General features: G+C 65.9%; 21 protein-coding genes and 1 tRNA gene. 5 read left to right on the top strand and 17 right to left on the bottom strand.

All coding sequences use genetic code 11. From position 1 onward, the window contains the following. Positions 1 to 179 precede the first annotated feature (179 nt). From HNS34_RS16515 to HNS34_RS16435, 17 genes are all read right to left on the bottom strand, one after another. On the bottom strand, positions 180 to 1,451 hold the full coding sequence (locus HNS34_RS16515; RefSeq protein ID WP_172321202.1) for an ABC transporter permease: 1,272 nt from the start codon (positions 1,449 to 1,451) through the stop codon (positions 180 to 182). Then, positions 1,451 to 2,257, bottom strand: a complete 807-nt coding sequence (locus HNS34_RS16510) for a taurine ABC transporter ATP-binding protein (protein WP_172321201.1) — start codon at positions 2,255 to 2,257, stop codon at positions 1,451 to 1,453. The genes HNS34_RS16515 and HNS34_RS16510 overlap by 1 nt, the downstream gene beginning before the upstream one ends. 82 nt (positions 2,258 to 2,339) lie before the next feature. Continuing rightward, positions 2,340 to 3,341, bottom strand: coding sequence for a taurine ABC transporter substrate-binding protein (locus HNS34_RS16505; protein ID WP_172321200.1), 1,002 nt, complete (start codon positions 3,339 to 3,341; stop codon positions 2,340 to 2,342). 146 nt (positions 3,342 to 3,487) lie between these two features. Next, positions 3,488 to 3,679, bottom strand: a complete 192-nt coding sequence (locus tag HNS34_RS16500) for a DNA gyrase inhibitor YacG (RefSeq protein WP_172321199.1) — start codon at positions 3,677 to 3,679, stop codon at positions 3,488 to 3,490. Further along, a complete protein-coding gene (locus HNS34_RS16495; RefSeq protein WP_172321198.1) occupies positions 3,676 to 4,716 on the bottom strand; it encodes a ribonuclease E/G in 1,041 nt (346 codons plus the stop codon). The genes HNS34_RS16500 and HNS34_RS16495 overlap by 4 nt, the downstream gene beginning before the upstream one ends. Next, positions 4,713 to 5,288 carry a Maf family protein gene (locus HNS34_RS16490; RefSeq protein ID WP_172321197.1) on the bottom strand — a complete coding sequence of 192 codons (576 nt, stop codon included), beginning with the start codon at positions 5,286 to 5,288 and terminating at the stop codon, positions 4,713 to 4,715. The genes HNS34_RS16495 and HNS34_RS16490 overlap by 4 nt, the downstream gene beginning before the upstream one ends. Positions 5,289 to 5,356: 68 nt before the next feature. Beyond that, positions 5,357 to 5,575, bottom strand: a complete 219-nt coding sequence (gene infA / locus HNS34_RS16485) for a translation initiation factor IF-1 (RefSeq protein WP_008186030.1) — start codon at positions 5,573 to 5,575, stop codon at positions 5,357 to 5,359. 68 nt (positions 5,576 to 5,643) lie between these two features. Then, entirely contained in the window at positions 5,644 to 6,540 is an 897-nt protein-coding gene (locus HNS34_RS16480; RefSeq protein ID WP_172321196.1) for a carbon-nitrogen hydrolase family protein, read from the bottom strand. A gap of 3 nt (positions 6,541 to 6,543) precedes the next feature. After that, positions 6,544 to 7,128, bottom strand: a complete 585-nt coding sequence (locus HNS34_RS16475) for a GNAT family N-acetyltransferase (RefSeq protein WP_172321195.1) — start codon at positions 7,126 to 7,128, stop codon at positions 6,544 to 6,546. Further along, the gene (locus HNS34_RS16470; RefSeq protein ID WP_172321194.1) at positions 7,125 to 7,523 is read right to left on the bottom strand and encodes a ketosteroid isomerase-related protein; all 399 of its coding nucleotides are present in this window, start codon (positions 7,521 to 7,523) and stop codon (positions 7,125 to 7,127) included. Before HNS34_RS16470 ends, HNS34_RS16475 begins: the two co-directional genes overlap by 4 nt. Further along, positions 7,520 to 7,921 (bottom strand): arsenate-mycothiol transferase ArsC, encoded by a 402-nt coding sequence (locus tag HNS34_RS16465; protein WP_407925875.1) that lies wholly within the window; start codon positions 7,919 to 7,921, stop codon positions 7,520 to 7,522. The genes HNS34_RS16470 and HNS34_RS16465 overlap by 4 nt, the downstream gene beginning before the upstream one ends. A 68-nt stretch (positions 7,922 to 7,989) precedes the next feature. Next, on the bottom strand, positions 7,990 to 8,472 hold the full coding sequence (locus HNS34_RS16460; protein ID WP_172321193.1) for a UPF0262 family protein: 483 nt from the start codon (positions 8,470 to 8,472) through the stop codon (positions 7,990 to 7,992). 4 nt (positions 8,473 to 8,476) lie between these two features. Continuing rightward, on the bottom strand, positions 8,477 to 9,784 hold the full coding sequence (gene hisD, locus HNS34_RS16455; RefSeq protein ID WP_172321192.1) for a histidinol dehydrogenase: 1,308 nt from the start codon (positions 9,782 to 9,784) through the stop codon (positions 8,477 to 8,479). 50 nt (positions 9,785 to 9,834) lie between these two features. Next, complete coding sequence (locus tag HNS34_RS16450; RefSeq protein ID WP_172321191.1) at positions 9,835 to 10,353, bottom strand: GNAT family N-acetyltransferase; 519 nt, start codon at positions 10,351 to 10,353, stop codon at positions 9,835 to 9,837. Next, positions 10,350 to 10,826 carry a DUF2948 family protein gene (locus HNS34_RS16445; RefSeq protein WP_172321190.1) on the bottom strand — a complete coding sequence of 159 codons (477 nt, stop codon included), beginning with the start codon at positions 10,824 to 10,826 and terminating at the stop codon, positions 10,350 to 10,352. Before HNS34_RS16445 ends, HNS34_RS16450 begins: the two co-directional genes overlap by 4 nt. Continuing rightward, positions 10,813 to 12,084 carry a UDP-N-acetylglucosamine 1-carboxyvinyltransferase gene (gene murA / locus HNS34_RS16440; protein WP_172321189.1) on the bottom strand — a complete coding sequence of 424 codons (1,272 nt, stop codon included), beginning with the start codon at positions 12,082 to 12,084 and terminating at the stop codon, positions 10,813 to 10,815. The genes HNS34_RS16445 and murA overlap by 14 nt, the downstream gene beginning before the upstream one ends. Positions 12,085 to 12,125: 41 nt before the next feature. Continuing rightward, positions 12,126 to 12,290, bottom strand: coding sequence for a hypothetical protein (locus HNS34_RS16435; protein WP_172321188.1), 165 nt, complete (start codon positions 12,288 to 12,290; stop codon positions 12,126 to 12,128). Between the two features lie 111 nt (positions 12,291 to 12,401). Between HNS34_RS16435 and HNS34_RS16430 the strand changes: the two genes are divergently transcribed. From HNS34_RS16430 to HNS34_RS16410, 5 genes are all read left to right on the top strand, one after another. After that, positions 12,402 to 12,476: transfer RNA gene (locus HNS34_RS16430), tRNA-Thr, on the top strand. Between the two features lie 139 nt (positions 12,477 to 12,615). After that, on the top strand, positions 12,616 to 12,879 hold the full coding sequence (locus HNS34_RS16425) for a type II toxin-antitoxin system ParD family antitoxin (RefSeq protein WP_172321187.1): 264 nt from the start codon (positions 12,616 to 12,618) through the stop codon (positions 12,877 to 12,879). Positions 12,880 to 13,301: 422 nt separating this feature from the next. Continuing rightward, complete coding sequence (locus HNS34_RS16420; protein WP_172321186.1) at positions 13,302 to 15,773, top strand: NAD-dependent epimerase/dehydratase family protein; 2,472 nt, start codon at positions 13,302 to 13,304, stop codon at positions 15,771 to 15,773. Between the two features lie 4 nt (positions 15,774 to 15,777). Beyond that, entirely contained in the window at positions 15,778 to 16,812 is a 1,035-nt protein-coding gene (locus tag HNS34_RS16415) for a sodium:calcium antiporter (RefSeq protein WP_172321185.1), read from the top strand. A 26-nt stretch (positions 16,813 to 16,838) separates the two neighbouring features. Next, positions 16,839 to 17,084, top strand: coding sequence for a hypothetical protein (locus HNS34_RS16410; protein ID WP_172321184.1), 246 nt, complete (start codon positions 16,839 to 16,841; stop codon positions 17,082 to 17,084).

Here is a 17,084-nt window from a genome sequence, read left to right as displayed (position 1 = left end):
GTACACCCCCCTATGCCCCCCCGTACAGACGCGGGGCGACAACCGGTCCAATCGCGCTGCGTCGTTCCTGTTGGATGCCGGGTTAGGGGGCGTTGCCCCCGGTCGCCCTGCGGGCGCCCTCCCCCAGGATATTTTCAGAACAAAGAAGAGGGGGGGGGCGCGTTAACCTTAACGGGGGGCTACGCCTTGCCCTTCCATGGCACCAGCACGCGTTCGGCCCAGCGCATCAGCATGTCGATGCCGTAGCCGATGATGCCAATGAGGATGATGCCCATGATCACGATATCGGTGAGCTGGAATTTCGATGCGGCCACGATCATCTGGCCCGCGCCCTGTTCGGCGGCGACAAGCTCGGCGGCGACCACGGTGCCCCAGCAGACCCCCATCGCCACACGCGCGCCGGTGAAAATCTCCGGCAAGCTGTTGGGGATGATGACATGGCGCATGATCTGCGCCTTGGACGCGCCCAGAGAATAGGCGGCGTGGATCTTGGAAATCGACACGCCCGAGACGCCCGCCCGCGCGGCGATGGTCATGATCCAGAGTGCCGCGAGGAACAAGAGGAAGATCTTGCCGCTTTCGTCGATGCCGAACCAGATGATCACCAGCGGGATCAGCGCCAGAGGCGGCACCGGTCGCATGAATTCGACGATCGGGTCGAACCAGCCGCGGAACCAGTTGGAAAGCCCCATCGCGTAGCCGAGCGGTATGCCGATCAGCGCCCCGAGGGCGAAGCCCGCCAGAACCCGGAAGAGCGAATAGCCCAGATGTTCGGCCAGGGTGAAATCGCGATAGCCTTCTTGCGAGATTTCGATCAGGCGTTCCCAGACATCTTCCGGCGCGGGCAGCCAGATCTCCTCCATCTGCCAGCCGCCATAGGGGGTGAAGCGGATCGTGCCGCGCCGGCTGAGCGTGACGGTTCCGTCATCGGTCACGACTTCGCCAGCCTCGGGCTCGATCAGTTCGCCGTTGATGGCGACGATGCGAAAGCCCTCCTCCTCGGCGCCCTCGTCATTCTCGCCGGTCTGGATCAGGCTGGAGCGGCCGCCATTCAATGCCACGCTGTCGTCGCGGGCAAAGCCGTCGCCGCCGCCATCGCCTTCGGGCAGCTCGGCATCCTCGCCCACGGGCCGGACAATGGCACGCACGGTGGCGTCGTCACGTTCCCCTGCCGCGTTTTCGGCGGTGTAGGTGAAGGAGGTTTCGCCCAGGAACGGCCCCGGCGCGTGGATGGGGGTGATGACCGAACCGGTGAAGGCACCCCAGATCAGGAAAATGGAAATGACCGAGATGACCGAGGCGGCGCGATTGGGGCGCACGGCGCTTTCATCGCCGAAGGTCACGGTCTTGAGCGAGGTGAAATCGCGGCGCGATTCGCGCATCGCGGTGAAGGCCTTGACGGCAAAGAAGGCGGCGACGAAGAGGGCGATATAGATGGCGGCGATCAGCATCAGGCAGCCCCTTCCGTGCGGCCCATGATTTCCTCTTCCATGTCCCAGATCATCGACAGGATTTCATCGCGGGTTTCACCGAAGAGGTCGGTTTTCTTGACATCGCGCAGATCGGCATCGACGCCGCGTTCGGCAAAGGGCAGCCGGTATTCCTTGTGGATGCGGCCGGGGCGCGGGGCCATGACCAGCAGGCGTTCGCCCAGGAGCAGCGCCTCCTCGACCGAATGGGTGATGAGGATGATGGTCTTGCCGGTCTCCTTCCAGAGCTTCAGCACCAGCCCTTGCATCTTTTCACGGGTCAGCGCGTCGAGCGCGCCAAGCGGTTCATCCATCAAGATCACATCCGGATCATTGGCCAGGCACCGGGCCAGCGCCACGCGCTGCTGCATGCCGCCGGACAGCTCATAGACGGCCTTTTCCTTGAATTCCTGTAGGCCCACGACCTCGAGCAGGTGATCGGTGATCTGGTCACGCTCGGGTTTGGCCATGCCCTTCATGCGGGGGCCGAAATCGACGTTCTGGCGCACGCTCATCCATTCGAAAAGGGCGCCTTTCTGGAACACCATGCCGCGTTCGGCGTCGGGGCCGGTGACGTAATGGCCATTGAGTTCGATGGTGCCCTCGGTCGGCGCAAGGAAGCCCGCGAGGATGTTGAGAAGCGTGGTCTTGCCGCAGCCCGAGGGGCCGAGGACCGACATCAGCTCGCCTTCCTGGATGGTCAGGGTGATGTTCTTGAGCGCCTGCACCGCGCCGCCGTCGGGCAGGTCGAAGCGCATGGAAATCTTGTCGAGCACGAGTCCCGTCATGGCGGCCATTCCCCTTCAGGTGTTCGGCGTGGGTCGAAAAGGCGGCGCGGGAGGAAGCCCCCGCGCCGCCCGTTTCAAGGGTTTACATGTCGCCATTCGCGGCCATCAGCGGGCCGGTATTGACCGCGCTTTCATAGCTGTCGCGGGCGGCGTCGATATTGCCGGTCTCGACGAAGAAGTTGGCCACTTCCAGCAGGAACTCCTGCGTGCCGCCGCCAAGCCAGGTCTCGGAGAGCTGATCCTCGATGGAGGGAAACTCGAAGCCCGCCAGCGTGGCCGCCGTGGCCTCCTCGTCCATGCCGGCATCCTGGGCGATGACCGGCAGCATCTCGTCGGTGTTCTCGCCCGAGTTCCACATGTCGTTCATGCGGCCCGTGATGGCGAGGAAATCGGCCAGAAGCTCGGGCTCTTCCTCGGCGAAGGAGGCGGGGACGGAGGTGACGTCGAAGACATAGATGCCAAGCTCCTGCTTTTCGGCCCCCGAGAGCAGCACGTTGCCATGTTCCAGCATCCGGCGCAGCGCCCCGCCCCAGCCGCAGGCCATGTCGAGCGAGCCCTGCGCCAGAGCCGCGGCGCTGTCGGCCGGTGCCATGTCGACCACTTCGAGGCTGCTGACATCGACGCCGAAATGCTCCATCTGGCGCAGGAAGCCGTAATGCGCGGCGGTGCCGATCGGCACGCCGACGCGGGCGCCTTCCAGGTCGGCCACGTTGCTGGCGTCGATCTCCTGATCGGCATGGACGACGCAGTTGTCATTCTCGGAATAGCTGACCGCCACATCGACGACCTGGATATCCTGACCGGCGGAGGCCGCGACAACGAAGGGCGGCACGCCCTGGCTGATCGAGATGTCCACATCGCCCGAGGCCATTGCTGCCGACATCGCGGTGCCGGTGTCGAAGGCGCGCCAATTGATGGTGATGCCCAGTTCCTCTTCGTAGATGCCCATCTGCTTGGCATATTGGAACGGCATCGGCCATTCGAGGAAATAGGCAACGGTCAGTTCGTCCATGCCTTGCGCGACGCTGGCGGTCGCGGACATGGCTAGGCCGATGGCGGCCCCGGAAAGAAGCGTCTTTTTCATGAAAATCTCCCTGTGTGGTGCGGGACCGATTTCCCTGCCCGGCCCTTCGCGTGCCGTAGCTTGCGAGGGCAACTTGCCCCGCGTCAAGAAATTCGTGGAAACTGGACTGATCGTTGCCCCGGTCTGGACTGATCCGGCCACCCCGATCAGTGCAGGCGCGAAGTGTCCGTGGTCGCGGCCCCGGCGGCCTCAGCCGCCTCCTCGATATCGTCGGGATCGTCCGAGGGCACCGCGTAGCTGCCCGTCATCCAGCGCCCCAGATCGACATCGGCGCAGCGGCGCGAGCAGAAGGGGCGGTATTCGGGGTCGGTCGGCTTCTTGCAGATCGGGCAGGTCATCGCATCATCAGGTCGGTCAGGGGGGCGCGGTCGCGTTTTCTCTGCAGTTCATAAAGCCCAAGCGGGGTCCATCCCGCAAGCACTGTATCGGTGCCGTCGAGGCGAAAGGCGCGGCGCAGCGCATCCTCGAACCCGCGGCGATCCTTCTTGGGCATGGGCGCCACGTCCAGCGTGATCTGCCCGCCAAGCCCGCGCAGGCGCAACTGGCGCGGCAGGTCGCGGGCGGCGGCGAGGTTGGCCTTGAGCCCGGCGGCAAGCGAAGTATCGTTGCCGGTATTGATATCGACCGCGACGAGGGCCGAGGTCGGCTCGATGATCATCGACGCGCCCGAAATCAGCGGGACGTGCGGGCTGAGGGCCGCATCAAGCGCCTCCAGCACGCCATGCGGGCCGAACCCCTCCTCGACCGCATCGGGCGCGGGGGCGGCCCAATCGCGCCAGGCCAGGTGATGCGCGTCCGGCGCATCGACGAGCAGTTCGGGATCGCCTTCGGTGTCGGCGGTCACCGTCAGGGCGAGATCCCGCATCGCGGCAATGTCCTCGGCCAGTGCGGCCTCATCGGCGTTTTCGGCGGCAGAGCGCAGGATCAGCCCGAAATGGTCGGGGGCCGCGGCCATTTCCTCATGCGCGATTTCCAGCAGGCGATCCCGTTCCGCGTCATCCTTGATCGAGCGCGCGATGTTGAAGCCGCGCGCCTCGGGCGTGACGATGGCATAGCGGCTCTTGAAAAGAAGACGCGTGGCGACGGGCGTGGCCTTGCCGCCCTCGCCGATCCCGGTCACTTGCACCAGCAGCGTCTGGCCGGGGGCCAATCCCTTGGCCTGGCGCAGGAATCCAGGGATCCCGTCGGCCATGCGCAGCATCATGCCGCCCTGCCCCTTCATGGGCCGGTCGCAGACCGCGCGCAGGATCGCACCGGGTTGCGGCGGGGCGTCCTCGGGCGGGTCGATGCGGACATCCTCAAGACGCCCATCCACCATCAGCGCGGCGGCGGGGCGGCCGTTGAGATGATCCAGAACGACGATGCGGCCTTTCATGGTTGCCCCCAGACCGGCCAGCCCGCGGCGGCCAGAAGTTGCGCGGTTTCCGCCAGCGGCAAGCCCATGATGGCCGAATGACTGCCGGAAATCCACGGGATGAAAGCACCGGCGGGCCCCTGGATCGAATAGCCGCCCGCCTTGCCCTGCCAGTCGCCGCTGGCAAGGTAGCCGTTCAACTCGATATCGCTGAGCCGTTTCATCTGCACCCGGCTTTCCACCACCCGTTCCCGGAGCGTCCCGCCCTTGCGGACCGCAATCGCGGTATAGACCCGGTGGCGGCGTCCGGCCAGATCGGTGAGGAACTTGGCGGCCTCACCGGCATCTTGCGGCTTGCCCATGATGCGGCGGCCCATCGCGACGGTGGTATCGGCGCAGAGCACGATATCGTCGGACCCCGCCGCGACCGCCTGCACCTTGTCGCGGGTCACGCGGGCGCAATAGGCGCGCGGCAGTTCGCCTTTCAGCGGCGTTTCGTCGATATCGGGGGGCTGAATCGCATCGGGCTTGATGCCCAGAACGCCCAACAGCTCAAGCCGCCGGGGGCTTCCCGATCCCAGGATAAGACGCATTATTCAACGATCCCGCATCTTGTCCGAAAATCGGACCGCACGTTTCGGGGCGCGGGCATCCGCGCGCCTTACTTGAAGCGGTAGTTGATCCGACCCTTGGTCAGATCATAGGGGGTCATCTCGACCTGCACCTTGTCGCCTGCCAGAACGCGAATGCGGTTCTTGCGCATCTTGCCTGCCGTATGTGCGATGATCGTATGGCCGTTTTCCAGCTCGACCAGGAATGTCGCATTCGGCAGGAGTTCCTTTACGACGCCGGGAAATTCGAGCAGTTCTTCCTTGGCCATGGTTTCTCCTGAATATTATCGCCCCTTGGGGCGCGATGGCGGCTAGATGCGCCTCAACGTCAAGAATTTCAAGCTGTATTTGCGGTTTGAACGATTTCAACCCCCGATTTGGCGCGTGCGTCACTGTCGGGCCAGCGGGCATGGTTGAAAACCGCGCCACCCTTGCGCACGCGGGCAATCGCGGCGGGGTCGATATCGGCGAGTGTCCAGCCGGGGGCGTTGTGCGGGCCCAGGGCGATGATGCCGGTTTCGGGAAAGCCCAGGTCGGGGGGGCCGTAGATCGCGGCGGCGCCCTCGTTCTCATCAACGGCGGGCGACCAGGCGCAGGGGAGGACGGTGGGCGCGTGGATCACGACGCATTGGCCCTCCAGCGCGCGGGCCATCGCGCCGACGCGCACGCGCCAGTAGCCCGCGAGGGTGTCGGTGCAGGAGGGCACGGCGAGGATGTCGACACCCGCCTCGATCAGCGCGCGGGCAAGTGCTGGAAACTCGGCGTCGAAGCAGATCAGGATGCCGAGGGTGATGTCGCCGATGCGGAACGCGCGCAGGGGGCCGCCGGGGACCACATCCCAGGTCTCGGCCTCGAAACGGGTCATGATCTGCTTGTCCTGGTGACCGATAAGGCCACCGGGTCCGAACAGCATGGCGCGATTGACCGGGCGCGACCCCCCGTCGAAGACGGGGGCGGAGGCGGCGAGGATATGCAGCTTGTGCCGTGCGGCGAGGGTGGCGTGCAGCGCGGCGGCGTCCGCCATCCGGTCCGAGACGGCGTGCAGGCTGGCCTCCAGATCGGCGGCGGCCTCGCGCCCGGCCAGCGTGGCAAGCTCCATCGCGCCGTATTCGGGGAAGACCAGAAGCTCGGCCCCCTGCCCCGCGGCGTCACTGATCCAACGGGTAAGCTTATCCTCGTAAGCCTGCCAATTGTCTAGAAAATCCATGTTGTAGGCGGCGGCGGCGATGCGCATGGGTCAGAGCCTCATTGTCCAAAATTGCAGTGGCTTGGCGGTTTCGGTCTTGGAGCCGGTGTCGCGCCAGGAAAGCCGCGCGATGGCGCCCTCCAGCGGCGCATATCCCCGCGCGCGCCAGAAGGGACCAAGCGGGCGATAACCGGCGGGCCGTGCCGGGTGATCGTGGCGACGGATCACGGCGCAGAAGGCGGAATGGCTGAGGCCGAGGGCGCGGGCGTGATCCTCGCGCGCATCGAAGAAGGCATGGCCCGCGCCCTGGCCGCGAAAATCTGGCAGCAACACGGATTCGGCGCAGTAGAACACGTCCTCCAACGGGATGCCGCGAGCTTGCAATGTCGCCCCGAGCCCCTCGTCGTGATCCACCATCGGCATGCCGGTCGCGGCCCCCACCATGGTGCCGCCGTCAAAGGCGCCCGTGACGATGGCACGGGGGGTGGTATAGGCCGAGAGATAGCCTCGTTCATAAGCCGCATCGCCTTCGTAGAGATAGGGCCAGTCGCGGAAGACAGTGACGCGCAGGCGGGCGAGATCGTCCAGCACCTCGGCCACTTGCGCCCCTCGAAAGCTACGGAATTCCAGGCTCACGCCGAGACCTGGGCGATCCAGTCGGCGAGGTTGTAATAGGTGGTGACGCGGGCGATCTTGCCGCCCTCGATGTCGAAGAAGGCCCCGGCAGGCAGGCGGTAGCGCTGGCCGCGTGCGGGCGGCAGGCCCTCGTCATCGGCCAGGTATTCGCCGTTTACGGTAAATTCCGCCGCCGCGCGGGTGCCGTCCTCGGACACCATCACCACGATATCGCTCAACTCCTCGCGATAAGTGCGGGCCATGTGGTCGCAAAAGGCGCGAAACGCCTCCTGGCCGACGCGGATGCCACCCTCGTTGACGTGATGGGCCACATCCGGCGTCAGGCAGGCCAGCATCGCGTCGGTATCGCCTGCGTTGAAGGCGTCGTAATAGCGGTAGATCAAATCCCTGCTCATGTCTGCGGCTCCGTCGGTTCTCCGAATTTTCCGATCATGCGGGTGATCAGCAGGTCGCGCGTCTGCCGATAGGCGGCGAGCTTGGCCTCGCGCGTCTCGCCCAGGCCCGTGGGGTCCAGCATCGCCCAGTATTCCACGTCGACATGGAAATTCCGGGTCAGCTCCAGCGCCAGGCGCTGGCTTGCGGGCGAGAGGCAGATCACCAGGTCGAAGCCCGACAGGTCATCGCCCCATTGCTTCATCTCCTCGAAGCTGCGCGAGCGGTGGCGCGACAGCTCTACCCCCATTTCGGCGCAGACCGCGATGGCGAAGCCGTCGATTTCCAAGTCGTTATGCACCCCCGCCGATTGCACATAGGCGCGGTGGCCGTAGAATTTCTTCATCAGCCCCTCGGCCATGGGCGAGCGCACGGCGTTGTGGTCACAGCAGAACAGGACCGAACTGGGGAACTCCTCGTCATCCACGCTCAGCCACCGTAATGCAATACGCAGACCAGCGTGAAGAGGCGCCTTGCCGTGTCGTGGTCCACATCCGCCTTGCCGTCGAGCCGTTCCTGCAACACCCGCGCGCCTTCATCGTGGATGCCGCGGCGGCCCATGTCGATGGCCTCGATCTGCGAGGGGGGCAGCCGTTTCACCGCGTCGAAATAGCTTTCGCAGATCTGCCAGTAATCCTTGACCACCTGCTTGAACGGGCTGAGCGAGAGGTGAAATTCCGCCGCATCCTCGCCCGCCTCGGTGTCGATATCGAAGACAAGGCGGCGGTCGCGGATGCCCAGGTGCAGCTTGTAGGGGCCACCTGGCGCGGTACGCCCGTCCTGCGCGGGCAGCGCGAAGTTATTTGCCTCCAGCAGGTCGAAAATCGCCACCTTGCGTTCCTGCTCGATCTCGGGCGTGGGCGCAGGCAGCCCGCTGTCGTCAATCTCGATATGGCAGATATCGCCGCTCATCGTCTCACTCCCCCTCGTTCAGACGGTCCAGCCGCGCGCGGACCGAGCCCCCATGTGCCTGCAAGCTTTCGGAGTTTGCCAGCGTTTCCGCCGCCGGACCGATGGCCTTCAGGGCGGCAGGCGTCAGTTTTGCCACAGTCGTGCGCTTGAGGAAATCCATCACCGAGAGGCCGGAGGAAAACCGCGCCGAGCGTGCCGTGGGCAGAACGTGGTTGGGGCCGCCGACATAATCGCCGATGGCCTCGGGCGTCCAGGGCCCGAGGAAGAGAGCGCCCGCGTGACGGACCTTTGCGGCCAGCGCCTCCGCGTCGGCGACGCAAAGCTCCAGATGTTCGGGCGCGATCCGGTCCGAGAGGGTGGCGGCCTCATCGAGGTCGCGCACCGTGATGACCGCACCGAAATCCCGCCAGCTTGCGCCCGCGATGGCGCGCCGGTCGAGGGTTTCGAGGCGGTTTTCCACGGCTTGCGCAACGGCGCGGCCAAAATCGGCATCGTCTGTGATCAGGATCGACTGCGCGCTTTCGTCATGTTCGGCCTGGGACAGCAAGTCCAGCGCGATCCAGTCGGGGTCATTATCCTTGTCGGCGATCACCAGGATCTCGGAGGGGCCCGCGATCATGTCGATGCCGACCTTGCCGAAGACGCGCCGCTTGGCTGCCGCGACATAGGCGTTGCCCGGCCCGGTTATCTTGTCGACGGGCGCTATGGTTTCGGTGCCATAGGCCATGGCCGCGATCGCCTGCGCGCCGCCCAAGCGGTAGACGGTCTTCACGCCCGACAGATGTGCCGCCAGCAGGACCAGCGGGTTGACCTTTCCCTCCGGCGTGGGCGCGCAGATGACGAGTGTTTCGACCCCCGCCACCGCCGCCGGAATGGCGTTCATCAAGACGGAGGATGGATAGGAGGCCAGCCCCCCCGGCACGTAGAGCCCCGCCGCCGAAACCGGTGTCCAGCGCCAGCCGAGGGTGGCCCCGGTCTCATCGGTCCAGCTTTCGTCGTCAGGCATCTGGCGCGCGTGGTAGGCGCGGATGCGGGCGGCGGCCAGTTCGAGGGCGTCGCGTTCGGCCTGCGGCACCTCCTCGATGGCTTCCGCGATCTCCTCGGGGGTGAAGGCGAAGCGGTCGGGGGTCAGGGTCAGGCGGTCGAAGCGCTCGGTCAGCTCGATCAGCGCCGCATCGCCGCGCCTGCGCACATCCGCGATGATCGCGGCGACCGTGTCATCCACATCCGGCGCGTCCTCGCGCTTCATCTCCAGAAGGGCCTTGAAACGGGCATCGAAATCGGGGGCGGTGCTGTCGAGGAACTGGGGCATTTGTCTTTCATCCTTGGGCATTTGCCCAATAGCGCGCACGGCCCCCGGCCTCAAGCGCGGATGACGCGCGCCATGCGCACAAGCTCCAGCAGGCGCCCGTCACTGGCCAATGTGCGCGGTGCCTCGCCCTCGGAGCGGAACCCGGCCCGCTCGTAGAACCGGATCGCCGCCGCGTTGCTTGTGGCCACCGTCAGGCTGAGCCGGGTCATGCCCTGCGCCTTTGCCTCGACCTCGGCGGCCCGAAAGAGCGCCCGCGCAATGCCCCGCCCGCGATGGCCGGTCTTGACATAGACCGCGGTCAACTCGCCGGTTCGCGGGTCGGTTGGCATAGGGTCCAGCGCGGTGGAGCCGATCAGGGCCTGGTCCGCGAAGGCCCCCAGGATGGTGCCTTTCTCCAGCCGCGCGGCAAAGGCCGACAGCGGCTGTCCGGCCCAGTCGTCATGGCTGGAGCCATAGGCCTCGGGGTGGTGCAGCAGCGCCTCGAGCCGCAGGTCGCGCCAGATCGCGGCGTCCTCGGGGCAAAGGCGGCGGATAGCGGCGGCAGGTCTGCGCCGCCAGCGCCAGATCATGGGCCATGTCCCGGCACCTTGCCGGAGGGGGCGTAATAAGGCCGGGTCACGTCGCGCAGCGTCACCTCAAGGCATTCCACATCGACCGCCACCGCGCCGTCACCGGCCAGCACCAGCGTGATCCGGCCCGTGCCCTCCTCGCCGGCCTCCCAGTCCAGCGCCAGCAGCGACAGGACGGTGTCCTTGTCGGCCAGGTCGATGCCCTGGCTTGCCACTGCCATCGCATCCTCGATCACCAGCACCGATTGCACACGCTCGGGCGGGTGGTCGCCGACGCGGGCGCCCTCCTCCCAGCGGAAGCGGTTGATCAGGAGGGCGAAGCGGCGCTTCTTGCGGTCCCAGGTCATTTCCGTGATCGGGAACACCGCGTCCTGCGTCAGCGTCGAGATCACCTTGAGGTCATCTTGGTCCAGCGCCCGCAGCGCCATCGGCTTGGCGCCGCCATCCTCGAAACGTGCATCAGACATCGCCATGCACCCGTTCGATGCGCGCGCCGACGCCCGCCAGCTTGGCCACGACATGTTCATAGCCGCGATCCAGGTGATAGACGCGGTTGACCACGGTTTCGCCCTCGGCGGCCAGCGCCGCGAGGATCAGCGACACCGAGGCGCGCAGGTCGGTCGCCATCACCGGCGCACCGCGCAGCTTGTCGACGCCCGTGACGGTGGCATGACCGCCCTGCACGTCGATATCGGCCCCCATGCGGACCAGTTCCGGCGCGTGCATGAAGCGGTTCTCGAAGATCTTTTCCTCCAGCACGGAGACACCATCGGCGGTACACATCAGCGCCATCATCTGCGCCTGAAGATCGGTGGGGAACCCGGGGAAGGGCTCGGTCACGACATTGACCGCGCGCACCCGCCCGTTGGAGCGTTTCACCATCAACCCGCGCGGCGTTTCCGAGACGTCTATCCCGGCCTCGTCCAGCTTGGCAACGAAGCTTTCGACCAGGTCCAGCCGACCGCCCAGAAGCTCCACCTCGCCGCCCGTGATCGCGGGGGCCAGCATGTAGGTGCCAAGCTCGATCCGGTCGGTGACAACGGGGTGGGTCGCGCCATGCAGACGCTCGACGCCCTCGATGGTGATGGTCGATGTGCCCTCGCCCTCGATCTCGGCCCCCATGGCGCGCAGGCATTTCACAAGGTCGACGATCTCGGGCTCACGCGCGGCGTTCTGCAGCACGGTCGTGCCTTTCGCCAACGTCGCCGCCATGACGGTGTTCTCGGTCGCGCCGACCGAGGCGAAATCGAGCGTGATCTCGGCGCCTTTCAGCCCGCCCTGCGCCTCGGCATGGAGGTAGCCGTCGCGCAGTTCGATCGTGGCGCCCATCGCCTCCAGCGCGGTGATATGCAGGTCCATTGGCCGCGCGCCGATGGCGCAGCCGCCAGGCAGGCTCACTTCGGCGCGGTGGTGACGCGCCAGAAGCGGCCCCAGCACGAGGTTCGAGGCCCGCATCTTGCGCACGATGTCGTAATGCGCGACGTGGTTGTTCGCTTTGTGGGACGACATGGCGATGACCTTGCCGTCATTCAGCGCCGTGACCTCGGCCCCCAGCGATTGCAGCAGTTCGGTCATGGTGCGGATGTCCGAGAGGCGCGGCGCGTTGGTCAGCGTCAGCGGTTCATCCGACAGAAGCGTCGCGGGCATCAGCGTCAGGCAGGCGTTCTTGGCCCCCGCGATGGGAATCGCGCCCGAAAGCTCCGCCCCGCCCTGAATGACTATTCGATCCAACCTGTCACCTGCCTTTTCCTCATCGCCGATCCGGGTAAGGATCAGCCGTCACTCTTGTCATCATCCTGCGCTGCGCGTGCCCGTGCCTGCGCCTTGCGCCTGCCCATATTGGCCTTGAGCGCCGCCTTCAACCGCTCTTCGCGGGTCCGGGCGGGTTTCGCCGGTTTGGTCGTCCGCCCGTGCTGATCCGAGTTCGATCCGTTCATATCGGCAGTCTTACAGGCTGCGGGAAAAACCGTCCAGTTACCCCTTGCACCGATGAACAATTGCCGCTAATTCACCGCCCACGCCGCCCCGGAACAGGGGCCGCCCGGAATGCTGTGGTAGCTCAGTGGTAGAGCACACCCTTGGTAAGGGTGAGGTCGAGAGTTCAATCCTCTCTCACAGCACCATCTCCCCTTTGCCCACTCGCCCCGATACGCCCGGATAGGGCCGTAGGGCTCGACTTAAGCGTCGCGAGCGTGCTGAGGGACCGAGTTGCACCGCGCGCTCCTATTAGTTATGATCAGTTATGATAATCGGAGATATGCAATGTCACGAGTGACGATTTCCATGCCCGAACAACTGACGGCGTATGTCGAGACGCAGATCGCCGCAGGCCGCTATGGCAATGTGAGCGAATACTTCCGCGATCTCGTGCGCCATGACCAGGATCGCCGCGCGACTGCCGCGCGCGAGCTGCGGGACCTGCTGGCGCGGGCCGAAGCGAGCGGCATCGGCGAGCGCTCGAAACAGGAGCTGATCGACGCGGCGAAGCGGGAAGCGCGTGCGCAAGGACTGCTCGGTGACGCTTGACGTCAAGCTGAGCCGCGAGGCCGAACAGGACATCATCGACATCTACCTCTACACCCTCACGCAATTTGTGCGGCCAAGACCGAGGTCTATATTGATGATATTTACGATCGCTTCGCAGCTTTGGCCGAATCCCCGTCACGGGGGCGGGAGATTGGCGATATTCATCCCGGCGCGCGGCGCGCCAATCAGGGCACAGTCACGCCATTTACTTCAAACAGACCGACGGCGGCATTCTGATCCTGCGAATATTGCATCAGAGGATGGACCCCGCGCGCCATTTCGCTGATCTCGGCAATCCTTGACCCATTGGGCCGGGGCGTGCTCGGCCTCCTCACCGCCGACCAACCCCGCCCCCCACATCCCCATTTGAACCAACTCGCGCCCGATGCGTTGGGTCTGCGAATTGGTTCAATGGGGATCACATGGCAGATCAGGACAAGCCGGTTGTCGTCATCACCGGGGCCGCCGGGAATATCGGCACCAACCTCAGGAAAAAGCTCGCGCGCAGCTACAGGGTGATCGGGCTGGACCTGCCTGACCTGTGCAAGGGGCGCAAGGACATGATCGGTTGCGACATCACCGATCCTGGGTCGATGGCGCGCGCGGTCGATGAGATCGGCGAGAAGACCGAAGGCGGTCGCATCGCCTCGGTCGTCCACCTGGCCGCCTATTTCGATTTCAGCGGCGAGGAGCGCCCGCAATACGAGGCCGTGAACGAAGAGGGCACCCGCAACCTCTTGCGCGCGCTGCAAGCCGCCGAGGTCGAGCAATTCGTCTATTCCGGCACCATGCTGGTGCATGCGGCCGGCGTGCCGGGCGAGCGTATCAGCGAGGACACCCCCATCGCACCCGCCTGGGCCTATCCGCGATCCAAGGCCCGCACCGAGGAGATCATCCGCGAGGAGGCGGGCGACATTTCCACGATCTTCCTGCACCTGGCGGGGCTTTACGATGACAAGACCGCGGTGCCGACGCTGAGCCACCAGATCGCGCGCATCTATGAGCGGGATTTCAAATCCCATGTGTTTTCCGGCGACCGTCGTGCCGGGCAGGCGTTCCTGCATCAAGGCGACATGCTGGATCTCTTCAAACGCGTGATCGACCGGCGTGCCGATCTGGACACCGGCGAGGTGATCCTGGCCGGTGAGCCCGACACGATGAGCTATGAGGCGCTGCAAGACACCCTCGGCGAACTGATCCATGGCGAGGAGACCTGGGCCACGCTGGTCCTGCCCGCCCCCGTCGCAAAACTGGGCGCCAAGCTGGAGACGGAGTCTGAGCCCGTCGTGCCCGATGCGCTGGACGAGGGCGAAAAGCCCTTCATCCGGCCCTTCATGATCGACATGTCCTCGGATCACTACGCGCTGGACATTTCCAAGGCGCGCCGCCTGCTGGATTGGGAACCCGAGGACCGCATCGCCGACAAGCTGCCGGTGCTGGTCGAGGCGCTGAAAGCCGATCCGCTGGACTGGTACGAGATGAACGGGATCACGCCGCCGCCCTGGCTGCGCGCCGCCGATGCGCGGGTGGAGGATGCCGAGGCGCTGCGGCTGCGCCACGAGACGGAATACCGCGAACAGCACCGCGCCAGCCTCTGGGCCGGATGGGCCAATGCGGGGCTAGGCATCTGGCTGATGACCTCGCCGCCGATGTTGGGCTATGACGATCCGGGGATGATCCTGAGCGACGTTGTGGCCGGTCTTCTGCTGTTCCTCTTCGCGATGCTGTCCCTGTCCTGGCGCATGCCCTGGGCACGGTTTGCCGCCGCCGGGATCGGCGTCTGGATCATGTTCGCGCCGCTGGTCTTCTGGACGGCGAACGGTGCCGCCTATCTCAACGGCACCATCGTCGGGATGCTGGCGGTTGCCTTCGCGCTCTGCCTCGGGCCGATGCCGGGGGTCTCGCCCGTTGCCGCGCAGACCGGGCCGACCATCCCCGAGGGGTGGAGCTATTCGCCCTCGGACTGGTTCCAGCGCCTGCCGGTGATCATCCTGGCGGTCGTCGGCCTGCTGACCTCGCGCTACCTGACGGGCTATCAGCTGGAAAGCATAGACCAGGTCTGGGAGCCGTTCTTTCCCGGCACGCTGCAAGGGCAGAACGGGACCGAACAGATCATCACCTCGGATGTCTCGGAAAGCTGGCCGGTGCCCGATGCCGGGGTCGGCGCGCTGACCTATGCTCTGGAGATCCTGGTGGGTGCCATGGGCACCTCGGCCCGCTGGCGCACCATGCCGTGGCTGGTGGTGCTGTTCGGCATCATGATCGTGCCGCTTGGCGCGGTGTCGATCTTCTTCATCGTGATCCAGCCCATCGTGATCGGCACCTATTCGACGCTGGCCCTCATCGCCGCCGCCGCGATGGTCTGGCAGATCCCCTATTCGCTGGATGAGCTGGTCGCGACCTTCCAGTTCCTGCGCCGCCGTCACCGCGCGGGCCAGCCCTGGCTGCGCGTCTTCTTCACCGGCGACACCGATGAGGGCCCCGACAAGCGCCGCATCGACGATTTCGAGCGCGGGCCGCGCGCCATCGTCTACGACATGCTGAATGGTGGCATGACCTTTCCGTGGACGCTGATGGCCTCGCTCGGGGTCGGGGCCCTGCTGATGCTGTCGCCGCTGGTCTTCCCCTGGGGTGGCGGGGTGGCCGCGACCAACCATATCATCGGCGCGCTGGTGATCACGGTCACGGTCGCGGCGCTGGCCCCGGTGGTGCGCCTGGCCCGGTTCCTGAACATGCTGATGGGGATCGTGCTGCTGTTCGCGCCGCTGGTGGCGGGGGCGTCCTGGGGCGGGCTGGCCTTTTCGGCGGCTTGCGGCCTGGCGCTGATCGGTCTCAGCATTCCGCGCGGGCCGGTCTATAGCAGCTTCGGCGACTGGGACAGGTTCATCCGGTGACGCCATGAGCCCTTTTGCCGATCTCCCCCTCTGGATCACCGTCGCGGCCTTCATCCTGGCCGCCGACGCGGTCTGGGTCGCGGGCACGCGGCTGTCGCGCTATGCCGATGCCATCGCGCGCGAGTTCGGGATCGGGCAGGCCGTCCTCGGCGTCATCCTTCTGGGCGGGGTCACCTCGCTGCCCGAGATCGCCGTCACCGGCACGGCGGCCCTTGGCGGCAACGCGGCGCTGGCGGTGAACAACCTGCTTGGCGGCTTCGCGATGCAGGTCACGGTGCTGGCGCTGGCCGACATGGCCATTCGCAAGAGCGCCCTGACCGAGGCCGTGCCCGACCCCATCGTGCTGCTGCAGGGCGTGCTTGGCATCATCCTGGTCGCGGGCACGCTGGCGGGAATCGGGGTGGGTGACATCGCGTTTGCGGGCGCGGGCCTCTGGACCTGGGGGCTGGCGGCGCTCTTCGTCTATTGCATCCGCATGGTGGCGCGGGCCGAGGACAACCCGGCCTGGAAAGTGATCGGCGAGCCGCCCTCGTCCGAGATCGAGACCGACGACCCCAAGCGCGACCTGAGCCGCGCGCAACTTCTGGGTGCCACGGGCCTGGCCGCCCTGGCGATCCTGGTCATGGGCTATGTCCTGTCGACCAGCGGCGAGGCATTGGCCGAGCGCACCGGGCTTGGCGACAGTTTCTTCGGCGCGGTCTTCGTCGCCATCTCGACCTCGCTGCCCGAGATCAGCACCGTTCTGGCCGCCGTCAGACTGGGGCGTTACGTGATGGCGGCCTCGGATATCTTCGGCACCAACCTCTTCGATATCGGGGTGATCTTCCTGGTCGATCTGGCCTATCCGGGCGGCGCGGTCCTGAATGAGGTCGGCATGTTCTCGATCGTCGCCGGGCTGATCGGGATCCTCGTCACCGCGATCTATGTCGCCGGCCTGATCGAGCGGCGCGATCCGGCGCTGTTCGGGATCGGGCTGGATACCTACCTGGTGGCGGCGACCTATCTGGGCGGCATCGCGTTGCTCTTCACCCTGCGCTGACCCGTCCCAATTGAAAGGAGGCTGACATGACACCCGCCAAATCCCTGCCAGAAATTGGCGACGACCTCTCGCGTGAGGAGATCATGGATGTGCTGGCCGATGAGGGCTATTCCGCAGGCGACCGCAAGGGGTGGCTGAAGAAAGTGCTGACCCGCCTTGCGCAGGAGCCGCAGGACAACCCCGACGCGGATCGCGACGCCCTGGTGAGGGAGATCAAGCGGGTGCTGGACCGCAACATCCCCGGTGAGCCCGAGGCCGACGACACGCTGTAG

The organism is Alterinioella nitratireducens, from assembly GCF_013155465.1.
In the GTDB taxonomy this organism is placed as follows: Bacteria; Pseudomonadota; Alphaproteobacteria; order Rhodobacterales; family Rhodobacteraceae; genus Alterinioella; species Alterinioella nitratireducens.
Note: the sequence above shows the minus strand (reverse complement) of the source record. Positions and strands in the feature narration are given on the sequence as shown.